Annotated in this window: 17 protein-coding genes and 1 pseudogene; 10 read left to right on the forward strand and 8 right to left on the reverse strand. The window is 54.9% G+C overall.

What is annotated here, in order from left to right:
- Positions 1-56 precede the first annotated feature (56 nt).
- From tnpA to folA, 9 genes and pseudogenes are all read left to right on the forward strand, one after another.
- Positions 57-422 (forward strand): annotated as a pseudogene (gene tnpA / locus SFA31_RS06880) (IS200/IS605 family transposase); the annotation flags it as partial.
- Positions 423-1,009: 587 nt separating this feature from the next.
- Complete coding sequence (gene dapB / locus SFA31_RS06885; protein WP_322839319.1) at positions 1,010-1,831, forward strand: 4-hydroxy-tetrahydrodipicolinate reductase; 822 nt, start codon at positions 1,010-1,012, stop codon at positions 1,829-1,831.
- Between the two features lie 430 nt (positions 1,832-2,261).
- Positions 2,262-3,410, forward strand: a complete 1,149-nt coding sequence (gene carA, locus SFA31_RS06890; RefSeq protein WP_322837310.1) for a glutamine-hydrolyzing carbamoyl-phosphate synthase small subunit — start codon at positions 2,262-2,264, stop codon at positions 3,408-3,410.
- Positions 3,411-3,556: 146 nt separating this feature from the next.
- Complete coding sequence (gene carB, locus SFA31_RS06895) at positions 3,557-6,781, forward strand: carbamoyl-phosphate synthase large subunit (protein ID WP_322837311.1); 3,225 nt, start codon at positions 3,557-3,559, stop codon at positions 6,779-6,781.
- Between the two features lie 23 nt (positions 6,782-6,804).
- Positions 6,805-7,278 (forward strand): hypothetical protein, encoded by a 474-nt coding sequence (locus tag SFA31_RS06900; protein WP_322837312.1) that lies wholly within the window; start codon positions 6,805-6,807, stop codon positions 7,276-7,278.
- A gap of 279 nt (positions 7,279-7,557) precedes the next feature.
- Positions 7,558-7,791 carry a YgdI/YgdR family lipoprotein gene (locus SFA31_RS06905; RefSeq protein ID WP_322837313.1) on the forward strand — a complete coding sequence of 78 codons (234 nt, stop codon included), beginning with the start codon at positions 7,558-7,560 and terminating at the stop codon, positions 7,789-7,791.
- Between the two features lie 290 nt (positions 7,792-8,081).
- Entirely contained in the window at positions 8,082-8,612 is a 531-nt protein-coding gene (gene kefF, locus SFA31_RS06910) for a glutathione-regulated potassium-efflux system oxidoreductase KefF (protein ID WP_322837314.1), read from the forward strand.
- Positions 8,605-10,464, forward strand: a complete 1,860-nt coding sequence (gene kefC, locus SFA31_RS06915) for a glutathione-regulated potassium-efflux system protein KefC (RefSeq protein WP_322837315.1) — start codon at positions 8,605-8,607, stop codon at positions 10,462-10,464. Before kefF ends, kefC begins: the two co-directional genes overlap by 8 nt.
- 254 nt (positions 10,465-10,718) lie before the next feature.
- Positions 10,719-11,201 carry a type 3 dihydrofolate reductase gene (gene folA / locus SFA31_RS06920; protein ID WP_322837316.1) on the forward strand — a complete coding sequence of 161 codons (483 nt, stop codon included), beginning with the start codon at positions 10,719-10,721 and terminating at the stop codon, positions 11,199-11,201.
- A gap of 293 nt (positions 11,202-11,494) precedes the next feature.
- On the opposite strand, the gene apaH is transcribed toward folA, so the two are convergent.
- The 6 genes from apaH to lptD are packed head-to-tail and all read right to left on the reverse strand — an operon-like array spanning position 11,495 to position 18,261.
- Positions 11,495-12,340: a bis(5'-nucleosyl)-tetraphosphatase (symmetrical) ApaH gene (apaH, locus tag SFA31_RS06925; protein WP_322837317.1), complete on the reverse strand. Its 846-nt coding sequence runs from the start codon at positions 12,338-12,340 to the stop codon at positions 11,495-11,497.
- A gap of 5 nt (positions 12,341-12,345) precedes the next feature.
- Complete coding sequence (gene apaG / locus SFA31_RS06930) at positions 12,346-12,723, reverse strand: Co2+/Mg2+ efflux protein ApaG (protein WP_322837318.1); 378 nt, start codon at positions 12,721-12,723, stop codon at positions 12,346-12,348.
- A gap of 4 nt (positions 12,724-12,727) precedes the next feature.
- Complete coding sequence (gene rsmA, locus SFA31_RS06935) at positions 12,728-13,549, reverse strand: 16S rRNA (adenine(1518)-N(6)/adenine(1519)-N(6))-dimethyltransferase RsmA (protein WP_322837319.1); 822 nt, start codon at positions 13,547-13,549, stop codon at positions 12,728-12,730.
- Entirely contained in the window at positions 13,546-14,535 is a 990-nt protein-coding gene (gene pdxA / locus SFA31_RS06940; RefSeq protein ID WP_322837320.1) for a 4-hydroxythreonine-4-phosphate dehydrogenase PdxA, read from the reverse strand. The genes rsmA and pdxA overlap by 4 nt, the downstream gene beginning before the upstream one ends.
- Positions 14,536-15,822, reverse strand: a complete 1,287-nt coding sequence (gene surA / locus SFA31_RS06945; RefSeq protein ID WP_322837321.1) for a peptidylprolyl isomerase SurA — start codon at positions 15,820-15,822, stop codon at positions 14,536-14,538. It lies immediately after the preceding gene.
- Positions 15,823-15,873: 51 nt separating this feature from the next.
- Positions 15,874-18,261, reverse strand: a complete 2,388-nt coding sequence (gene lptD / locus SFA31_RS06950; RefSeq protein WP_322837322.1) for an LPS assembly protein LptD — start codon at positions 18,259-18,261, stop codon at positions 15,874-15,876.
- 284 nt (positions 18,262-18,545) lie between these two features.
- Here lptD and djlA point away from each other — a divergent pair, with 284 nt between their 5' ends.
- Positions 18,546-19,364: a co-chaperone DjlA gene (djlA, locus tag SFA31_RS06955; RefSeq protein WP_322837323.1), complete on the forward strand. Its 819-nt coding sequence runs from the start codon at positions 18,546-18,548 to the stop codon at positions 19,362-19,364.
- Positions 19,365-19,902: 538 nt separating this feature from the next.
- Here djlA and rluA read toward each other — a convergent pair.
- Both rluA and rapA read right to left on the reverse strand, forming a co-directional pair.
- Positions 19,903-20,559 carry a bifunctional tRNA pseudouridine(32) synthase/23S rRNA pseudouridine(746) synthase RluA gene (rluA, locus tag SFA31_RS06960; protein ID WP_322837324.1) on the reverse strand — a complete coding sequence of 219 codons (657 nt, stop codon included), beginning with the start codon at positions 20,557-20,559 and terminating at the stop codon, positions 19,903-19,905.
- A gap of 14 nt (positions 20,560-20,573) precedes the next feature.
- The gene (gene rapA / locus SFA31_RS06965; protein WP_322837325.1) at positions 20,574-23,480 is read right to left on the reverse strand and encodes an RNA polymerase-associated protein RapA; all 2,907 of its coding nucleotides are present in this window, start codon (positions 23,478-23,480) and stop codon (positions 20,574-20,576) included.
- Between the last annotated feature and the right edge of the window lie 52 nt (positions 23,481-23,532).

Raw genomic sequence — 23,532 nt, forward strand, 5'->3', positions numbered from 1 at the left:
ATGCGCATGCTAAATACTGCCCCGATTTGTTACCCGCAAATCAGGGAGTCAATAGCATGAGCAGACGGCAATCCGCCTGCCACGTATTCTGTCGCTGTCAGTATCATCCCGTATCGACCCCGAAGCACGGATACAAAATCCTCAACGGCAATCCCGGTAAAGCGCTTTACCGTGGTATTTACCTTTACTGCAGCATGAAGAAATGCACGGCCGTGGCGTTAAATGTACGGATTGCTCATGTTCCTCTGGTAGTGAGAACGCCGGCGGGTTTGCGTGTCCCGGAGCTAATGGGATTAGTGAAAGGGCGAACGGCCATTAGGCCGTTTGCGAAGAATCCTTATCTCAGGAAGCACAAGCCAGGGGGGAATCCCATCTGGCAAAGAGGATATTTTGTGGACCCGGCGGGGGCAAACGAAGAAATACCGACGGAAAGTGCGGTACTAGGACAAGGTCGCGAAAATTGCATTTTCAGCCTCACGCAGCAAATTCAACTCGTCCAGCAGTGTCTTTTCATATTCACGCACCGCTTCATGAGGTCGCAGCCGCCGGCCATCCGGCAGGGGAACAAGAAAGGCAAATCCAGCCCGGTGTGGAAGGGCAGTAAGCCCCCTTTTAGGGGGGCAAAGCCGCCTTCTATGAAAGCGGCTTTTTACTTTGGGTGCTGCCTTCTTATCCTGGGATGTAAAGCGCCCGGGGCCGACAGCGACTCCACCTTAAGCGTTTTGACACGCCTCTAAGGACGTTCATAGCCGTTTTTAATCGCCCAGGCCGAATGATATGTGTTGTCTTTTGGCTGGGGAAAAGAGCTATGCGGGTAGGCTACGGGCCAGAGCGCATGAAAAAGGCGATACCGAGCGGGCACCGGCGCTATTGAGCCGTAAATTCTTTTACTAATATCCCGGTTTATTCCATCGTAAATACTTATCTCTGGTGCCTGGGGGTGGCGATGATATCGCAGCCTGGGTACTCTGAGACGAGATTCGTAATGATAATTGAAGAGAATAAAGATATGCATGATGCACCGATCCGCGTAGCAATCGCTGGCGCTGGCGGCCGTATGGGGCGCCAATTAATTCAGGCCGTCGCTCAGGCAGAGGGAATAACGCTGGGCGCTGCGCTGGAACGTGACGGATCTTCGTTACTGGGATGTGACGCTGGAGAACTGGCCGGTATAGGTAACACCGGCGTGAACGTTGAGGCCAGCCTGGATACCGTAGCCGAAAAATTTGATGTCCTGATTGATTTTACCCGCCCGGAGGGCACGCTAAACCATCTGGCTTTTTGCCATGAACAAGGCAAAGGGATGGTAATTGGCACCACGGGGTTTGATGATGCGGGCAAACTGACGATCGGCGAAGCCGCCGCCGACATTCCCATCGTATTTGCCGCAAATTTCAGCGTTGGCGTGAATGTGCTACTCAAACTGCTCGAAAAGACGGCGCAGGTTATGGGGCACTATACGGACATTGAGATCATTGAAGCCCACCACCGACATAAAGTAGATGCCCCCTCCGGCACGGCGCTGGCAATGGGAGAGGCGATTGCGGCAGCTCTTGATAAAAATCTACGCGACTGCGCGGTTTATACCCGCGAGGGGCATACCGGCGAACGTAAGCCCGGCACCATTGGCTTTGCAACGGTGCGTGCGGGCGATATCGTTGGCGAACATACGGCCATGTTTGCTGATATAGGCGAACGCATTGAAATTACTCACAAGGCATCGAGTCGTATGACCTTTGCAAATGGAGCCGTTAGGGCGGCTAAATGGCTATCATCAGTAAAAAGTGGTCTTTATGATATGAAAGATGTGCTTTCACTGCATGAATTATAATTATTAAAAAATATATGGTTATGTTTTATGGGTGTTTTATCACCCATTTTTTATTTTTGTTGGCTTTCTTAAGATGCGTTATCTAGATGGATGAAAAATATGTTTTTTAGTGAGATATACATCCATAAAGATAATTTTGACCATTTGGTCCACTTTTAAAATCATGTTACTCTGGTTTTTTAAATTTTCTCGCCTAATAATGGCTTTTTCCCCTCTTGTTATTATGGATTTTATGGGGTTTAAAATAAAAACCCGTTCTGATATCTAAAAGTTTCAATTATCTTCGCGATTATCTGGACTTTACCCAGACTTGTCTCTAGAATGCCGCCGTTTGTCAAAAATTCGCCAGCCTGGCGGTTATGCGTTGATTCATCCATAATGTATGAATTAGTATGCAAATAAACTGATTGTTTATTCTCTGGAGGGCAGTTTGATTAAGTCAGCGCTATTGGTTCTGGAGGACGGAACTCAATTTCACGGTCGGTCAATTGGCGCAGCGGGAGCGGCCATCGGCGAAGTCGTTTTCAATACTTCCATGACCGGATATCAAGAAATTCTCACTGATCCCTCTTATTCACGTCAGCTTGTCACACTTACCTATCCACACATCGGCAATGTAGGTACTAATAGTTCAGATGAAGAGTCGGGCGCCGTTCATGCTCAGGGGCTGATTATTCGAGATTTACCGATAATCGCCAGCAACTATCGTAGCCAGGAAACGCTGAGCGAATATTTAAAACGCCATAATATTGTCGCCATTTCGGACATTGATACCCGTAAGCTCACGCGTTTACTGCGTGAAAAGGGCGCTTTAAGCGGCTGCATTCTGGCAGGCGATAATCTGGATGCTACCCTGGCGCTGGAAAAAGCGCAGGCCTTCCCCGGGCTGAAAGATATGGATCTCGCTAAAGAAGTCACCACTCGTGAGGCGTATACCTGGACCCAGGGAAGCTGGACGCTGCAGGGCGGTTTGCCGGAAGCCGCATCGGAACAGGATTTGCCATACCACGTGGTGGCTTACGACTTCGGCGCTAAGCGAAATATTCTGCGCATGCTGGTGGACCGGGGTTGCCGGTTAACGGTGGTACCCGCACAAACGCCGGCGGAAGAGGTGTTAGCTATGGCGCCGGATGGCATTTTCCTCTCTAATGGCCCCGGCGATCCTGAGCCATGTGAGTATGCGGTAGCGGCGATCCGCCGCTTTCTGGAAACGTCCATCCCTATTTTTGGCATCTGCCTGGGGCATCAACTGCTGGCGCTCGCCAGCGGTGCTAAAACCGTCAAAATGAAATTTGGTCATCACGGCGGTAATCACCCGGTTAAAAACCTTGAAAATAATCAGGTCATGATCACCGCTCAGAATCACGGGTTTGCCGTAGACGCAGCCTCACTGCCGCCCAGCCTGCGTGTAACCCACGTTTCCTTATTTGACGGTACGCTGCAGGGTATTCATCGCACGGATAAACCGGCCTTTAGTTTTCAGGGGCATCCGGAAGCCAGCCCTGGCCCGCACGATGCTGCGCCGCTGTTCGCATATTTTATCAAACTCATTGAGCAATACCGTAAGACCGCTAAATAATCAGGGCCTGCTTATGTTTCACTGTGGTTAATTGCTGAGCGAGGCCGCGCGTCGAACGTACGATTTTAGCCGTTATTGACTACGCGCCTTTCGCCTGCATTTTGCCTGCAGTTGGTACAGACAGGTTCTCCGGAGAAGAGAGATCCATGCCAAAACGTACTGATATAAAAAGTATTTTGATCCTCGGCGCTGGCCCGATTGTTATCGGCCAGGCCTGTGAATTTGACTACTCCGGCGCGCAGGCGTGTAAGGCGCTGCGCGAAGAGGGCTACCGCGTCATACTTGTCAATTCTAACCCGGCGACCATCATGACTGACCCGGAAATGGCGGATGCGACTTATATCGAGCCGATCCACTGGCAAGTGGTGCGCAACATCATTGAAAAAGAGCGCCCGGATGCGGTTTTACCAACGATGGGAGGGCAGACTGCGCTCAACTGTGCGCTAGAGCTAGAGCGCAGAGGCATCCTGGCCGAGTTTGGCGTTACCATGATTGGCGCGACGGCGGATGCGATAGACAAAGCCGAGGATCGCCGTCGTTTTGACGTAGCAATGAAAAAGATTGGCCTGGAAACGGCGCGTTCCGGCATTGCGCATACTATGGAAGAAGCGCTGGAAGTGGCTCAGAGCGTAGGGTTTCCGTGTATTATCCGCCCGTCGTTCACTATGGGCGGCACGGGCGGCGGTATCGCCTATAACCGTGAAGAATTTGAAGAAATTTGCGAGCGCGGGTTGGATCTGTCGCCTACCAATGAGTTGCTGATCGATGAATCTCTTATTGGCTGGAAAGAGTACGAAATGGAGGTGGTGCGCGACAAAAATGATAACTGCATCATTGTGTGCGCCATCGAAAATTTTGATGCGATGGGTATCCACACCGGTGATTCCATTACCGTCGCACCGGCGCAGACGCTGACGGACAAAGAATACCAAATCATGCGTAACGCCTCGATGGCGGTATTGCGCGAAATCGGCGTGGAAACCGGTGGCTCTAACGTACAGTTTGCCGTAAACCCGAAAAACGGGCGGCTGATCGTTATCGAAATGAACCCGCGCGTTTCTCGCTCTTCGGCGCTGGCGTCGAAAGCCACCGGTTTCCCTATCGCCAAAATCGCCGCCAGGCTGGCGGTCGGCTATACGCTGGATGAGTTGATGAACGATATTACCGGCGGGCGAACGCCGGCGTCATTTGAGCCGTCCATCGACTATGTAGTCACTAAAATCCCCCGCTTTAACTTTGAAAAATTCGCCGGTGCGAACGATCGACTAACTACGCAGATGAAATCCGTTGGGGAAGTCATGGCGATTGGACGCACGCTGCAGGAGTCGATGCAAAAGGCGCTGCGCGGGCTAGAAGTCGGCGCCACGGGGTTCGACCCGAAAGTTAGCCTGGATGACCCGGAGGCGCTGACTAAAATCCGTCGTGAGTTGAAAGACGCGGGCGCTGAGCGCATTTGGTACGTGGCTGATGCCTTTCGCGCCGGGCTTTCCGTCGATGGCATCTTCAATCTGACCAATATTGACCGCTGGTTCCTGGTGCAAATTGAGGAACTGGTCAGGCTCGAAGAGCGTGTCGCGGAAGTGGGTATTACCGGGCTGGATTGCGAGTTTCTGCGCCAGCTTAAGCGCAAAGGATTTGCCGACGCGCGCCTGGCGAAACTCGCCGGCGTACGCGAAGGTGAAGTGCGGCGGCTGCGCGAGCAATACGCCCTGCATCCGGTATATAAACGCGTGGATACCTGCGCCGCTGAATTTGCTACCGATACTGCCTATATGTACTCCACCTATGAGGATGAGTGCGAGGCGAACCCGAACCACGACCGGGAAAAGATTATAGTACTCGGCGGCGGTCCAAACCGTATCGGGCAGGGCATCGAGTTTGATTACTGCTGCGTACACGCGTCGCTGGCGCTGCGTGAAGACGGCTACGAAACCATTATGGTGAACTGCAACCCAGAGACGGTTTCTACCGATTATGATACCTCCGACAGGCTCTACTTTGAGCCAGTCACCCTGGAAGATGTGCTTGAAATTGTGCGCATTGAGCAGCCGACGGGGGTTATTGTGCAATACGGTGGCCAAACGCCGCTGAAACTGGCGCGCGCGCTGGAAGCCGCCGGGGTTCCGGTTATCGGCACCAGCCCGGATGCCATTGACCGTGCGGAAGATCGCGAGCGTTTTCAATTGGCGGTCGATCGCCTGAAACTGAAACAGCCTGCAAATGCGACCGTGACAGCCCTTGAGCAGGCGGTGGATAAAGCGCAGGAAATCGGTTATCCGCTGGTGGTGCGCCCCTCTTATGTGCTGGGCGGGCGGGCGATGGAAATCGTTTATGATGAAGCGGACCTACGGCGCTATTTCCAGACGGCGGTCAGCGTCTCTAACGACGCTCCGGTGCTGCTGGACCGTTTTTTAGATGATGCGGTTGAAGTCGACGTTGACGCCGTATGCGACGGAAAAACGGTACTCATCGGCGGTATCATGGAACATATTGAGCAGGCGGGGGTGCACTCCGGCGATTCCGCCTGTTCACTGCCTGCCTATACCTTAAATCAGGATATTCAGAATGAAATGCGCCGCCAGGTGCAAAAACTGGCGTTAGAGTTGCAAGTGCGCGGTTTGATGAATGTGCAATTTGCCGTGAAAGACAGCGAAGTTTATCTGATTGAGGTGAATCCCCGCGCCGCGCGCACCGTACCGTTTGTCTCTAAAGCGACCGGCGTGCCGCTGGCCAAAGTTGCCGCGCGGGTGATGGCGGGTAAAACGCTTGTGCAACAAGGGCAGGTGCGCGAAGTCATCCCGCCTTACTATTCCGTAAAAGAAGTGGTGCTGCCGTTTAACAAATTCCCGGGAGTCGATCCGCTGCTGGGGCCGGAAATGCGTTCTACGGGTGAAGTTATGGGCGTGGGGCGTACTTTTGCCGAAGCGTTTGCTAAGGCGCAGCTAGGGAGTCACTCCACAATGCAAAAAACCGGGCGCGCGCTGCTTTCGGTGAAGGAAGAAGATAAAGCCCGCGTCGTCGACCTGGCAGCGCGCCTGCTTAAACAGGGTTTTGAGCTGGATGCCACGCACGGCACCGCTATTGCGCTGGGCGAGGCAGGAATTAACCCGCGGCTGGTCAACAAAGTGCATGAAGGACGCCCGCATATTCAGGACCGTATTAAAAACGGCGAATATACGTATATCATCAACACCACCGCCGGACGTCAGGCTATTGAAGATTCGAAGCTAATTCGCCGCAGCGCGCTGCAATACAAGGTCCATTACGACACCACGCTTAACGGCGGGTTTGCAACAGCGATGGCGCTAAGCGCGGATGCCACTGAGCAAGTGATCTCGGTACAGGAGATGCATGCGCAGTTGCTGGCGTAATCAATGCGGTGGATTATCCACGCATGGTGTGGATAACCGCGCCGGCGGATAGTGAATCAAGCCGGGTAATTTATAAAGGGCGCAGCGAATGCGCCCTTTATTATATGTGTGATAGTACGGTACCTTTTTCTGGACTCTGGACTCTGGACTCTGGATTCTGGATTCTGGATTCTGGATTCTGGATTCTGGATTCTGGATTCTGGATTCTGGATTCTGGATTCTGGAGGCTGGAGGCTGGATTCTGGATTCTGGAGGCTGGAGGCTGGATTCTGGAGGCTGGAGGCTGGAGGCTGGAGGCTGGATTCTGGAGGCTGGAGGCTGGAGGCTGGATTCTGGAGGCTGGAGGCTGGAGGCTGGAGGCTGGAGGCTGGATGCTGGAGGCTGGATGCTGGATGCTGGATGCTGGATGCTGGATGCTGGGTGCTGGGTGCTGGGTGCTGGGTGCTGGGTGCCGCAACGCGGCGTGCGCTGACATTTTTTCTACGCTCGGGCTTTAGGGCGGGGGAAAGTTAATCGAGAACAATAAAGGCCTGCCTGTACTTCATTCCGCTGGCGCTGAAGCGCTGCCAGCGCCTTTCCGAAATACACGGCTTAATTCATTCGGCCTGTTTTACGACCCGAATGTCACAAATAGCGGGCCGCGGCAATCAGCGCACACTTTGCGATGCAGCGCCAGGAGTGCTCTGTATTTCCCCCCCGCTGTGCGCAGACTGATAAATATCTGACTATAGTTATGGGGAAGGTAATTGATACTGAAATGAAAACAGGAATCAGATATGCGCTTAACTCGACTATTCACCGCCTCAATGACCGCAGCGGCTTTTCTTTTTATTGCAGGATGCTCTTCAAACCAGACGCTGGAAACCACCGACGGTAAAACGATTGTCACCGACGGTAAGCCGCAGGTAGATAACGATACCGGGCTGGTCTCTTACAAAAATGCAGCTACCGGACAAACGGAACAAATTAATCGCGATCGCCTGAAGTCGATGAGTGAACTCGACAACTAATCCTTGCTTACGCCGGGGCAGCGGTCAGGCTTTCCTGCCTCGCTGCCTCGCTGCCTCGCTGCCTCGCTGCCTCGCTGCCTCGCTGCCTCGCTGCCTCGCTGCCTCGCTGCCTCGCTGCCTCGCTGCCTCGCTGCCTCGCTGCCTCGCTGCCTCGCTGCCCATTTTAATTCCTCTGAATGTACGCCTGTTTTCTCTCTTACCTGTTAACTCGTTGGTTCACCGCCTACACTGATGACACTCGCTGAAGCTGTGCGATTGATAACAACAGAGTAGTGAAAACAGGCTAACCCATGATTTTAATTATTTATGCTCATCCCTATCCGCATCATTCTCACGCCAATAGGTGCATGATTGAACAGGCGATGACGCTACCCGGCGTGGAAGTTCGGTCGCTTTATCAACTTTATCCTGATTTTGATATCGATATTGCCGCTGAGCAGGCCGCGTTAACGCGCGCCGACCTGGTTATCTGGCAGCACCCAATGCAGTGGTACGGCGTACCGCCTCTCCTGAAGCTTTGGATAGACAAAGTGCTATCGCACGGCTGGGCGTATGGCAAAGGGGGAGCAGCGTTACAGAAAAAAAGCCTGATGTGGGCCGTAACGACGGGCGGTGGCGAGCACCACTTCACGCTGGGCGATCGTCCAGGTTTCGATACGTTGGCGCAGCCGTTACAGGCAACGGCACTCTATTGTGGAATGTACTGGCTGCCGCCTTTCGTCATCCACAACGCTTTTGTGTGTGATGATGAGACGCTGACGCGTCGGGCGTCAGCCTACCAACAGCGGTTACGAGACTGGCAGGAGACACAGCGTGGATAGTCATAGTTTGATTCAGGCGCTAATTTATTTAGGCGCTGCGGCACTGATAGTGCCGATTGCGGTACGCCTCGGGCTGGGATCGGTATTAGGCTACCTCATTGCCGGTTGTGTGATTGGCCCCTGGGGGCTGCGGCTTGTAACGGATGCGCAGGCCATTTTACACTTCGCTGAAATCGGCGTGGTGCTGATGCTATTTGTTATTGGCCTGGAACTGGACCCAAAACGGCTCTGGATGCTACGCGCTTCGGTATTTGGTGGCGGCGTGCTGCAAATGGCAGGCTGTGGGCTGGCGCTAGGTATTTTTTGCGCGCTACTGGGGTTGAGCGTTCCGGTGGCGGTACTAATTGGCCTGACGCTGGCGCTATCGTCCACGGCGATTGCCATGCAGGCGATGAATGAACGCAATTTAACGCTCTCGCCAATGGGGCGCAGCGCGTTTGCCGTATTGCTGTTTCAGGATATTGCCGCTATTCCGCTGGTGGCGATGATACCGCTGCTGGCCAGTAGCGGTGCGACCACGACGCTGGGCGCGTTTGCGCTCTCTGCGCTTAAAGTCGTCGGCGCACTGGCGCTGGTAATAATCCTCGGGCGTTACGTCACGCGCCCGCTGCTGCGCTTTGTCGCGCGCTCAGGATTGCGGGAAGTATTCAGCGCCGTGGCGCTATTTCTGATCTTTGGTTTTGGGCTATTGCTGGAAGAAGCCGGCCTGTCGATGGCGATGGGCGCGTTTCTGGCCGGCGTATTACTGGCCAGCTCAGAGTACCGGCACGCGCTGGAGAGCGATATTGAGCCCTTTAAAGGCTTGCTCTTAGGGCTATTTTTTATCGGAGTTGGGATGTCTATCGATTTTGGCACGCTGATAGATAACCCTCTGCGCGTGATTATTCTGCTGGTGGGTTTCTTGCTGCTAAAAGCGCTAATGCTGTGGCTTATTGCCCGGCCGCTTAGAGTACCGCGCCGACAGTGGAAAAATTTTGCCGCCCTGCTGGGGCAGGGAAGCGAGTTCGCTTTTGTCATCTTTGGCGCAGCGCAAACGGCGCGCGTGCTGGATGACGGTTGGGCAAAGGCGCTGACTCTCTCGGTCGCGCTTTCAATGGCGGCGACGCCGCTATTGCTGGTATTACTGTCGCGACTTGAGAAAAATAATTCGCAGCAAACGCGTGAAGCCGATGAAATCGATGAGGATCAGCCGCGCGTTATTATTGCCGGCTTTGGTCGGTTTGGGCAAATCGCCGGCCGTTTATTGCTTTCCAGCGGGGTAAAAATGGTGGTTTTAGACCACGATCCCGACCATATTGAAACGCTGCGAAAGTTTGGGATGAAGGTTTTTTACGGCGACGCCACGCGCATCGACTTACTGGCGTCTGCTGGGGCAGAAAAGGCGGATATCCTGATTAATGCCATCGATTCCCCGCAGGCCAGTATGGCGCTAACGGAGCAGGTGCAAGAACATTTCCCCCATTTGCAAATCGTCGCCCGCGCCCGGGATGTGGAACATTACGTCCAGCTTCGCCAGGCGGGGATTGCTCATCCAGAACGAGAAACCTTCGAGAGTGCCCTGCAAATAGGGCGCCAGGCGCTGGAATTGCTGGGGCTTGGACGTTATGAAGCACGTGAACGCGCCGATCATTTTCGTCGTTTTAACCAGATAATGGTTGAGGAGATGGTTGCTGGTGCGACTGATACCGCTTCCCGCGCCGCGGTATATCGCCGGACCAGTACTATGCTGACGGAGCTGATTAGCGAGGAGCGCACCCGGCTTAATCAAATCCAGCGCCACGGCTGGCAGGGTACGGAAGAAGGCGTGCACAGCGGCGATAGCCGCGACGATCCTGATAATACCGGCGCCTGAATGCGGTATTAAGCCGTTTGCACCACCGGTTAACCCAGCCATTTTCACAGCTAAAAGCGCCGGACGGCGCTTTTTTAGGGCTTTCCCGCCGCAAGCGTGTTTTTTCGACATAAGGAAAAGCGCACGACGCGGGTTATTGATATTTAGCGCCCGCAAAGCGGAGCTAACTTAATCAGGAGAGTTTTGCAGGAGTCGACGGATAGCGCCGCTTTACGTATAGTGTCCGCGAATTTTCTCATGCAAAGGTGCGACGTATGATCAGTCTGATTGCCGCGATGGCGGCGGGTAACGTGATTGGAATGGACAATACCATGCCCTGGAGCCTGCCTGCGGATCTCGCCTGGTTTAAGCGTAATACGCTACATAAACCCGTGATAATGGGGCGCCTGACGTGGGAATCGATAGGCCGCCCGCTGCCCGGGCGCCGAAATATTGTATTAAGCCGCCACCCGGGTGAGGACGAGCGCGTTATCTGGGTTAAATCGCCGGACGAAGCCATTGCCGCCTGTGAAAACGCAGAGGAGATTATGGTGATTGGCGGTGGCAATATTTATCGCCAGTTTTTGCCGCTGGCGCAGCGTATCTATTTGACACACATTGATGCGGAAATCGAAGGTGACACTCATTTTCCTGACTATCAGCCGGACGCCTGGCAGTCAGTTTTTAGCGAGTTTCATGAGCCTGATGAAAATAACTCTCACGGTTACTGCTTTGAAATTTTGGAGCGGCGGGATTAACCCGCGCATTCAGGCACCGTGCGGTATTTCAGAGGGTTACGTGCCTGAATATCAAAATAATACTGAATACTGAATACTGAATACTGAATACTGAATACTGAATACTGAATACTGAATACTGAATACTGAATACTGAATACTGAATACTGAATACTGAATACTGAATACTGAATACTGTTGCGCCTGGCGCGGTTTCATCCAGCGGCGATATCGCCAATAAGCGCTTGATTGCCCCGCTGGCGCGCAACAGCCGAATGCGGGGCAGGTATTGATACCAGAGCCAGAGCGGCGCCTCAGGAGGCGATTGCGCTGTCGCTGCCTTCATTGTGACGCAGGGAAACTTGGGTGAACCAGGTTTTATCTTCCCAGCGCAGGCAGCTTAGCACCCCGCCCCAGCAGCAGCCCGTATCCAGTGCGTATATTCCTTCCGGCGTGCCTTTCCCTTCCAGTGAAGCCCAGTGTCCGAAGGCGATGCTATAGGCGTTAGATACCGGCCCGGGAATCGCAAACCAGGGTTTAAGCGGCGCGGGGGCATTTTCCGGCGTATCTTTGCAGTACATTTCTAGCTGTCCGTTCGGGAAGCAGTAGCGCATTCGCGTTAGCGCGTTAGTGGTAAATCGCAAGCGTGCCAGCCCGGTTAAATGGGGATCCCAGTGGTTAGGCATATCGCCGTACATCGCATCAAGAAACAGCGGATAGCTGTCGCTTGCAAGAACGGATTCAACGTCGCGCGCGCAGGCTATGGCCGTATCGATATCCCACTGCGGTGTGATGCCCGCATGGGCCATAACGAGCTTTTTCTCTTCATCGACCTGAAGCAAAGGCTGGCGCCGCAGCCAGTTAAGCAGCGTATCGGCATCGGGCGCATCGAGCAGGGCGGAAACGCGATCTTTCGGTTTATTACGGCTGATGCCGGCATAGACGGCGAGTAGATGCAAATCGTGATTGCCCAGAACAATGCGCGCGGCGTCGCCCAGGCCGCGCACGTAGCGCAGGACATCCAGAGAGCCGGGGCCGCGCGCGACTAAGTCGCCGGTCAGCCACAGCGTGTCCTGCCCTGGCGTAAAAGAGACCTGTTTTAAAAGTGCCGTCAGTTCATCAAAGCAGCCGTGAACGTCACCAATGAGATAAGTTGCCATAATAATCAGTGAATTTGAGAGGGAACGGCCAGGCGGAAAACCGGAATAGCAACGCTGAATGTGCGCCCGGTTTCATCAATCATTTCATAGCGGCCTTGCATGGTTCCCAGTGCCGTTTCGATAATCGCGCCGCTGGTATATTGGTATTCGCCGCCGGGCTCAATGTGCGGCTGCTCGCCGACAACGCCTTCGCCCTGAACTTCGGTTTCGCGGCCGTTGCCGTTGGTAATTAACCAGTAACGGGAGAGCAGTTGAACGGATTGACGCCCCAGATTGCGGATGGTGACTGTATATGCGAAGACGTAACGTTCCTCATCCGGGAGGGACTGCGACTCAATATAGGCGCTTTGCACCTGTACGCAAACGCGGGGCGAATTAATCATTTCTTCAGCTCTCCTGTGTCGGCGGATTGTCAGCTAAGTAGTTGGCCATCTCACAGTATTGCGCAACGGAAAGGTTTTCAGCGCGCAGCGTAGGATCGATATTCAGTTTATTAAGCACCTCAACGCTGAACGCGTTGCCGAGGCTATTGCGGATAGTTTTACGCCGCTGATTGAAGGCTTCGGTTGTTAGCCGGCTCAATATCCGCAGCGCCTTAACCGGATGCGGCAGCGTAGCATGCGGAACCAAACGCACGACGGCCGAATCAACTTTCGGCGCTGGTGTAAACGCGGAGGGAGGCACTTCCAGCACCGGAATAATCTGGCAATAGTATTGCGCCATAACGCTTAAACGGCCATAGGCTTTACTGTTCGGCCCTGCAACCAGACGATTGACCACCTCTTTTTGCAACATAAAGTGCATGTCCTGAATAGCATTAGTATAGCTAAACAGGTGAAACATCAGCGGCGTTGAAATGTTATACGGCAGATTGCCAAACACCCGCAGCGGCTGCCCAAGCTCACGAGACAGTTCGCTAAAGTCCATGGTCATGGCATCTTGCTGATAAATCGTGAGTTTAGGGCCAAGGAACGGGTGGGTTTTTAAACGCGCAGCCAGATCGCGGTCGAGTTCGATAACGGTGAGTTTATCCAGCCGCTCGCCGACGGGCTCGGTGAGGGCGCCAAGACCCGGGCCAATTTCCACCATGGCGTCGCCTTTTTGGGGATGAATGGCGCTGACGATACTGTCGATAACGAAGGCATCGTTGAGAAAGTTTTGCCCGAAGCGTTTGCGGGCCAGGTGCCCCTGATGGACTCGATTATTCATTGCCTATTAACAATCATTTTGGTGGCGAGATTAAGCGCCGTAATGAAACTGCCGACATCGGCGACGCCACGGCCGGCCAGTTCCAGCGCCGTGCCGTGGTCAACCGATGTACGAATGAAGGGCAGGCCTAGCGTGATATTCACCGCCCGGCCAAAGCCCTGGTACTTTAACACGGGTAGCCCCTGATCGTGGTACATCGCCAGGACGGCGTCAGCGCTATTAAGATAGCGGGGCTGAAATAGCGTATCGGCCGGTAAAGGCCCGGTTAGATTCATACCTTCAGCGCGCAGCGCGTCAAGCGTCGGGATAATAACGTCGAGCTCTTCGCGCCCCATATGACCGCCTTCACCGGCGTGGGGGTTGAGGCCGCTGACCAGGATATGGGGTGCCTGAATACCGAATTTATCGCGCAAATCGCGATGCAAAATCGTTATCACCTGGCGCAGTAGTGCCGGCGTGATGGCATCCGCGACCGCGCGCAGCGGTAAATGCGTGGTTGCCAGCGCAACGCGCAGCGTATCGGTTGCCAGCATCATCACGACTTTATCACTGCCCGCGCGGGACTCCAGAAATTCCGTATGCCCGGTAAAGGGGATGCCCGCGTCGTTAATTACGCCTTTATTAACCGGACCTGTGACCAGCGCGGCGAACTCCTGGTTCAGGCAACCGTCGCAGGCGCGCGCCAGCGTTTCAACGACATACGCGCCGTTGCGCGTATCAAGCCGTCCGGGCGCGGCGTCTACGCGCAGTGGGATAGGCAAAACGGTGAGCGTCCCCGCATGCTGAGCGCGCGCAGGGGCGTCCGACTGATAGGGTTTCAGCTGCAGCGGTAGTTTCAGAAGGGACGCGCGCGTGTGAAGGAGTTCGGGCGAGGCGCAGACAACCAGCTCAGCGGGCCAGCCGTACTGCGCAAGGGCAACAACGAGATCGGGACCAATCCCGGCGGGTTCGCCGGGCGTAATAACGATACGTGGAACTAACGCCATTTATCGGCTCAATATTTTAACGTATGCGCTGGCGCGCTGCTCTTGCATCCAGGTTTGCGCTTCTTCGGCAAACTTACGGTTAAACAGCATGCGGTAGGCGCGATCTTTCTGCGCGGCGTCGGTTTTATCCACTTTTCGGGTATCCATTACTTCAATCAGATGCCAGCCGAAGGAGGAGTGCACCGGAGCGCTGAGTTGGCCTTTTTGCAGATGCTGCAGCGCATCGCGGAACGCAGGATCGTAGATATCCGGCATTGCCCAGCCCAGATCGCCGCCCTGATTAGCGGAACCCGGATCCTGAGAGAACTCTTTCGCCGCGTTGGCGAACGTTGTTTTTCCGCTTTTAATATCCGCCGCTAAAACTTCCAGCTTTTGACGCGCCTGCGCGTCGTTCAGGATAGGCGACGGTTTTAACAGAATGTGGCGCGCATGCACTTCCGTGACGGAAATATTTTGCGTCTGGCCGCGCATATCGTTCACTTTAAGGATGTGAAAGCCGACGCCGGAGCGAATCGGGCCGATAATATCGCCTTTTTTAGCGGTACTGAGCGCCTGGGCGAACAGTGACGGTAGCTCCTGAATACGTCCCCAGCCCATTTGGCCACCTTTTAGCGCCTGCTGATCTGCGGAATAGGTGATAGCCAGCTTGCCAAAGTCTTCGCCGTTATGCGCGCGTTCGACAATGGACTGCGCCACGCTTTGCGCTTCACTCACCTGCGCTGAAGTGGGATTTTCAGGTAACGGCAGCAGAATATGGCTCAGGTTTAATTCTGTGCTGGCGTCGTTCTGGTTTCCCACCTGCTGGGCCAGTTGCTCGACTTCCTGCGGCAGAATAGTGACCCGGCGGCGCACTTCATTATTGCGCACTTCGGAGATAACCATCTCTTTACGGATCTGGCTACGGTAAGTGGGGTAGCTAATCCCTTCATAAGCAAGGCGGCTGCGCATTTGATCGAGCGACATGCCATTTTGCTTAGCGATGCCTGAAATCGCCTGATCGAGCTGGGCATCACTGACGTTAACGCCCATTTTCTGGCCCATTTGCAGCAGGATCTGATCCATGATCAGACGTTCCATTATCTGATGTCGCAGCGTTTTATCATCCGGGAGCTGCTGGCGCGCCTGGTCGGCGTTCAGTTTTACCGACTGCATCAGGCCGTCCACGTCGCTTTCCAGTACGACGCCGTTATTGACCACAGCGGCGACTTTGTCGACGACCTGCGGGGCGGCGAAGGCGGTATTCACCGTAAAGGCGATACCGAGAAGCAGCGTTCTCCAGTTCTTCATACACGTTCCATTTCTGATTTAACCGCAAAGCGGGTTTATTTTAATAAGCGATTACAGTGAGTTCTGATACGGCAAAATATTCGAGCGCATCATCTGCTGAGTGCCGAGACCATAGTTGGAACTCAGACCGCGCAGCTCAATGTTGAAGCCAACTTTTTCGTCATACGAGCTTTTCGCATGTTCCCAGCCGTTAAGCTTACGTTCATACCCCACGCGAATTGCGTAACAGCAGGAGTTATACTGAACTCCTACCATTTGATCGGCAGGCTGGTGCGTATTGGTATCGTAATAGTACGCGCCCACTACGGACCAGCGATCGACGATAGGCCAGCTTGCGGCCATGCCCACCTGCGCAATCCCGTCTTTGTATTGTGGACGGGTAAACATGCTGCTAGTGGTGGTCGCAAGCGTCGCGCGGATGTATTCCGGGCTGGCATAGCGATAATTCAACTGCACGATGCGGTCTGAATCACGGCGGTACTCTAGCGTGCCGCTGCCGGTGGCCACATTGTTCATGCGGGTGTCATATTCTACGCCGCCGCGTAGCCCCCAGCGCTGGGTGATGCGCCAGTAAGTATCGCCGGCCCAAACCATCGAGCCGGTTTTCTTGTCCTTTTCCCAATTGATGTTGTCATCGCCGGTACGCGACTGGGTAAAGTAGTAAATCTGACCCAGTGAAACGTTAAAACGTTCAACCGCATTATCGTCATAAACACGCGACGTCAAACCGGTGGTCACCTGGTTTGCTGAGGCAATACGATCCAGGCCGCCATAGGTGCGATCGCGGAACAGGCCGGAATAATCAGACTGCAGGAACGATGAATCGTAAGGTTTAATATCGCTCTGATCGCGATAAGGAATATAGAGGTATTGCGCGCGCGGCTCTACGGTTTGGGTATAACCCTGCGCCCAGTCCATATCGCGTTCGAATACCATTTTGCCGTCGACTTTAAGCTGCGGCATAACGCGGTTGACGCTGTCTTTCATTCTGGTAGCCGCTGGAAAACGCGTTGGATCTGAAGAAACGTACTTACGATAGCGATCCAGATTGTTCTGCTGATAGTGCGTTGCCAGCAGTTTCATCTCTGTGTTCAGGCTGCCCCAGGTATTTGCCAGCGGCAGACTGACGGTGGGCTCCAGATGCAAACGCGTGGCTTCAGGTAAATTATCGTTAACGTTAGTAAAGCGCACCGCCTGGGCATAAATACGGGTATCAAACGGCCCAACGTCGTTCAGGTAGTAGTTAACGTCAACCTGCGGCTCGGCGCGGTAGACATCGCGCGCCGTCTGGCTTTCGAAGACCTGGAACTGCTTGGTAGAAACCGTCGCGTCAAAGTTTTCGTTAGCATAACCAACGCTGAATTTCTGCGTGGCATAGCCGTCGGTACTGTCGCCGTACTCAGAGTCGAAATCGTTGAAATAATAAGGATCGCTGACCTTGGTGTAGTTAGCGCTAAAGCGCCACACTTTGTCCATAACACCGCTGTGGCGCCAGAAGAACAGCCAGCGACGGCGATCTTCTTTCTCGCTGGAGTGATCCTCTGTATAGCGGTTGTCATGATTAAGGTAATCAAACTCCACCAGGCCGGCACCGGCCTGCGACAAATAGCGGAATTCGTTTTGCCACTGAATGCCGCCGCGATCCTCATAGTAATGCGGCGTAATAGTCGCATCGAAGTTTGGCGCAATATTCCAGTAATACGGCAGGGTAAATTCAAATCCGCTTTGCGAGCTGTACTTCGCATTCGGGATCAGGAAACCGGAGCGGCGATTATCGCCCACCGGCAACTGTAGATACGGGCTATAGAAAATGGGTACCGGCCCCAGCATAAAGCGCGCATTCCAGATCTCGGCAAGCTGTTCTTCTCTGTCATGAATGACTTCGCTGCCGACCACGCTCCAGGTGTTGGAGCCCGGCAGGCAGGAAGTAAACGTACCGTTTTCCAGGATGGTATAGCGATTCTCACCGCGCTGTTTCATCAGGTCCGCTTTACCGCGCCCCTGGCGTCCCACCATCTGATAATCGCCTTTCCAGACATTGGTATCTTTACTATTCAGATTCGACCAGGCTTTTGGGCCTTTCAGGATAATTTGATTATCGTCGTAGTGTACATTGCCCAGCGCGTCAACGGTGCGAATCGGGTCTGGCTGGCCTGCCACCTGCTTTTGGTGAAGCTGGACTTCATCGGCGAGCAGGCGCCCATTGCCCTGTTGAATATCGACATTACCGGTAAACACCGCGTTGTCCGGATAGTTCCCTTTGGCGCTATCGGCATTGATGGTGACGGGCAGCTCGTTGGCATCACCTTTCACTAGCGGGCGGTTGTAACTGGGTACGCCGAGCATACACTGCGAAGCAAGATCCGCAGCCATCCCGGGCTGACTATAAAGGGCTGATCCAATCAGGGTGGCCAGCAAGGTGGGAATACGTTTTTTCATACGTTGTTTTCGTTGTTCCGTCATCAGTGGCTTCGCGTCGGCAAACGCTCAGAGACTAACTTACTCAGTTGCAACGCGCCAGCTTTAACCTGAAATAATTCGGGGTTGAGATGGGCAGAGCGTTGCCGCATCGGGCGCTAGTCGGTATCGGCTCTATTTGCGCCGGGCGCGTTTATCAACGGGTAAGGCTCTTGCCGTTTTAGCTCAGCGCCGTTAGGCAGCGCCTTGAATGACAGGTATGATAATGCAATTTCTGTCTGACGGCATGACGATTTGGAGAGTATATGCAGTATTTGGGGAAAGCGATCGGCGTTGCGCTCGCACTTTACATTGGCGGTGGCTTTTGGGGCGCGCTATTGGGGCTTATCGTCGGGCAGATGTTTGACTCAGCGCGCGCGCGCCGCAGCGGGCCTTTCGCCGGTCAGCAGCAGCGCCAGGCGCTGTTTTTCACCACCACGTTTGAAGTGATGGGACACCTCACGAAATCAAAGGGGCGGGTCACGGAGGCGGATATTCAGGTCGCCTCTCAGTTTATGGACCAGATGCAGCTTCACGGCGAGATGCGCGCAGCGGCCCAGCAGGCGTTTCGAGTAGGGAAACAAAATAATTATCCGCTGCGGGAAAAAATGCGTCAGTTGCGCAGCGTCTGCTTTGGCCGCTTTGATTTAATTCGGATGTTTCTGGATATTCAGGTGCGCGCTGCGCTGGCGGACGGCGAACTGCATCCTAACGAACGGGATGTTTTGTTCGTAATTGGCGAAGAGTTGGGGATTTCACGTCCGCAGTTTGAGCAGTTTTTACGCATGATGCAAGGGGGCGCCAGCTTCGGTGGCGGGCAGTGGCAAAGCGGTGGTCATCAGCAGGGAACGCGCTATACCTCGCAGGGGCCTACGCTGGAAGATGCCTGCAATGTATTGGGCGTTAATCAAAACGATGATGCGACGGCAATTAAGCGCGCGTATCGCAAATTGATGAATGAGCACCATCCGGACAAATTGATAGCGAAAGGATTACCGCCGGAGATGATGGAAATTGCGCGTAAAAAAGCGCAGGAAATTCAGCAAGCGTATGAGCTGCTGAAAACGGCGAAAGGATTTAAATAAAGCAGGAAGAAACGCCGCGCGCGTATTAATTTCCGCGTGCGGTGTAAGCCAGCAGCGAACGCCGGGTGAGAAGGTTAATGGCTGTGTGATGAACTGGGCCGCTATCTTCTGGAGCCTTCTTGAGCGAACGCCGGATGCGCGAGGGCTAACATCCGGGCGCGCCGCCCGCGCCGGGGTATTAATACACTGCGGGGTAGTACGGCGGGCGATTCCCCCCTTTTGGCGCCGCACCGCGTGCTAAAAATCCGGCTCGGCGCGGAAGGTCATGCTATTGCCGAACGCCGGATGCGTGATGGTTAACGTCCGGGCGCGCCGCCTGCGCCGGAGCATTAATACACTGCGGGTAGTCCGGCGGGCGATTCCCCCCTTTTGGCGCCGCACCGCTTGCTAAAAATCCGGCTCGGCGCGGAAGGCCATGCTATTGCCGAACGCCGGATGCGCGAGGGCTAACATCCGGGCGCGCCGCCCGCGCCGGGGTATTAATACACTGCGGGGTAGTACGGCGGGCGATTTCCCCCTTTTAGCGCCGCACCGCGTGCTAAAAATCCGGCTCGGCGCGGAAGGTCATGCTATTGCCGAACGCCGGATGCGTGATGGTTAACGTCCAGGCGTGCAGCAGCAAACGCGGCGCGCGCGCCAGTGCTTCAGGGTGTGCGTAAAATTTATCCCCGAGGATCGGATGCCCGAGCGCCAGCATATGCACGCGAAGCTGGTGTGAGCGCCCGGTAACGGGCGTTAACAGTACGCGCGCCGTATTATCGGGCGCATAGTCGAGCACCTGATAGCCGGTTTGCGCCGGTTTTCCCGTTTCAAAACAGACTTTCTGTTTTGGGCGGTTAGGCCAGTCGCAAACCAGCGGCAGATCGATGACGCCCTCTTCCAGTTCAGGATGCCCCCACACGCGCGCCAGATAGTGTTTTTGTGGCTCCCGCTCGCGAAACTGGCGCTTTAACTCGCGCTCAGCCGCCTTGGTTAACGCGACGACAATCACGCCGCTGGTAGCCATATCCAGCCGATGCACCGACTCAGCCTGCGGGAAATCGCGCTGTACCCGCGACATAATACTGTCCCGGTGCGTCTCCAGGCGCCCGGGGACCGAGAGCAGCCCGCTGGGTTTGTTCACCACAATAATATGGGCGTCCTGATATAGCACCATCAGCCACGGGTCCTGCGCAGGATGATATGACTCCAGCATAAGCTCTCCCTGGTTTACTGATGCGTGACGATAATCGGGCGCAGGGCATCAAGCCGCCAGCTTGCCTGATCCAGCGCTTCCAGCACCTGCTGGCGGTTGGCGGCGATGGCGCTAAGCTCGTCCTCGCGAATATTGGGATTCACGGCTTTTAACGCCTTCAGGCGGGCATATTCCGCGCTCAGGGTTTCATCGGCTTCGGCGCGAGCGGTATCAATAATCGCCTGCGATGCCAGCGCGACTTGCGCTTCCGTTTGCTGGATGATGGCGTGGATTTCCTGCTGTACGGCCCCGATTAACTTATTGCCGGTATGTCGGTTAACGGCGCTAAGCTGGCGGTTAAATGCTTCAAACTCAACCTGCGATGCAAGATTATTTCCGCTCTTATCCAGCAGCATACGCACCGGCGTTGGCGGCAGGAAGCGCTGTAACTGGAGCTGTTTCGGCGCGGCGGCTTCCACCACATAGATAAGCTCCAGCAGCAGGGTACCCACCGGCAGCGCTTTATTCTTCAGCAGCGATATCGCGCAGCTACCGATCTCGCCGGACAGAATTAAGTCGAGCCCGTTGCGGATAAGCGGGTGTTCCCAAGTCACGAACTGCGCATCTTCGCGCGACAGCGCGACGCTGCGGTTAAAGGTAATTGTACAGCCATCTTCGGGCAGGCCGGGGAAATCAGGCACCAGCATATGATCCGACGGCGTGAGTACGATCAGATGTTCGCCCCGATCGTCCTGGTTGATACCGACAATATCAAACAGATTCATGGCGAAGTTCACCAGCGCCGGATCGTCATCCTGTGCGGCGATTTCATCGGCCAGCGCCTGGGCTTTTTCTCCACCGTTAGAGTGAATTTCCAGCAGGCGATCGCGCCCCTGCTCCAGCTCGGCTTTAAGCGCGTCGTGGCGCTGACGGCACTCGGCTATCAGCGCATCGAAGCCGTCGAGTTTATCCGGCTGCGCCAAATAGTGGGTTAAAGTTTCGCGCACTTCATCGTAAATAGCGCGGCCTGTTGGGCAGGTATGTTCGAAGGCATCAAGCCCTTCGTGATACCAGCGCACCAGCACCGCCTGTGCGGTATTTTCCAGATAGGGCACGTGGATTTGGATGTCGTGCGCCTGGCCGATACGATCGAGACGGCCGATGCGCTGTTCAAGAAGATCCGGATTGACGGGTAAATCAAACATGATCAAATGGCTGGCGAACTGAAAGTTCCGCCCTTCGGAGCCAATTTCCGAACACAGCAGCACCTGTGCGCCGGTATCCTCTTCGGCAAACCAGGCGGCGGCGCGATCGCGTTCAATAATCGACATTCCCTCGTGGAACACCGCAGCGCGAATACCTTCGCGCTCACGCAAAACCTGTTCAAGCTGAAGAGCAGTATCGGCGCGCGAGCAGATAACCAGCGCTTTTTGTGAACGATGGCCGGTCAGCCAGCCCATTAACCATTCCACGCGGGGATCGAAATTCCACCAGGTGCCGGTGTCGCCTTCAAACTCCTGGTAAATATGTTCGGGATACAGCATGTCTCGGGCGCGATCCTCTTCGGATTTTTTGGCGCTCATAATTCCGGAGACTTTAATTGCCGTTTGATATTGCGCGGGTAGCGGTAACCGAATGCTGTGCAGCTCGCGCTGAGGGAAGCCCTTAACCCCGGCGCGCGTGTTACGAAACAGGACGCGGCTGGTACCGTGGCTATCCATCAGCCTGCTGATGAGCGTCTGGCGCGCGGCCTGGCGCTGCTCTGCCGCGCCGTTGGCAGCCTGCAGCAGCGGCGCGATATCCTCGCCGGTAAATAGTGCGCGCAGGGTATTGAGGCTGTCGGCGCTAAGATCCCTATCCGCCAGCAGTAAAGCGACGGCGTCCGCGACGGGGCGATAGCCCTGCTGTTCCTCGACAAAATGTGCAAACTGGTGAAAACGGTTAGCATCGAGCAGGCGCAAGCGCGCAAAGTGGCTCTCCATACCAAGCTGCTCCGGCGTAGCGGTCAGTAACAGCACGCCGGGAGTCTGGCTGGCGATTTGTTCAATGGCCAGATATTCACGGCTCGGCGCCTCTTCGCTCCACACCAGGTGATGCGCTTCGTCCACGACCAGCAGATCCCACTGCGCGTCGCTAAGCTGAGCCAGCCGCTCTTTATTACGGCGTGCAAAATCGAGTGAGCAGATAACCAGCTGCTCGGTATCGAACGGGTTATCGGCCTCATGTTGGGCTTCGGCGTAGCGCGAATCGTCAAATAGCGCAAAGCGCAGGTTAAAGCGGCGCAGCATTTCGACCAGCCACTGGTGCTGCAGCGTCTCCGGCACCACGATCAATACGCGCTCTGCCGCGCCGGACAAAAGCTGCTGATGAATAATCATGCCGGCTTCAATGGTTTTACCCAGTCCTACCTCATCGGCGAGCAGTACGCGCGGCGCGTGGCGACGCCCCACATCGCGGGCGATATGTAACTGGTGGGGAATCAGGCTGGTGCGCATGCCGCGCAGACCGCTCCACGCCATGCGCGCCTGCTCGCTTTGGTACGCGCGTGCGCGATAGCGCAGCGCAAAGCGGTCCATTCGATCAATCTGGCCGGCGAAAAGCCTATCCTGGGGTTTGCTAAACACCAGTTTACTGTCGAGCAGGACTTCACGGAGTTCCACATTCTCTTCGCCGGTGTCCATGCGCACGCCGGTATAAATGAGTAGCCCTTTTTCTTGCTGAACATTTTCTACCCGTAGCTGCCAGCCTTCATGGCTGGTAATGGCATCTCCTGAATGGAACATAACGCGCGTAACGGGCGCGTCATTGCGGGCGTACATACGATTTTCACCGGTTGCGGGGAAAAGAAGGGTGACCATGCGCGCGTCGATGGCGACGACGGTGCCGAGGCCCAGTTCGCTTTCTGTATCACTTATCCAGCGTTGACCAAGAGTAAAAGGCATATCGATTTGACTCAGTTCTGTATTTTCAGGCAATAGCGTAAAGCCGCGCTCG

The organism is Erwinia sp. HR93 (assembly GCF_034555055.1).
In the GTDB taxonomy this organism is placed as follows: Bacteria; Pseudomonadota; Gammaproteobacteria; order Enterobacterales; family Enterobacteriaceae; genus Apirhabdus; species Apirhabdus apintestini.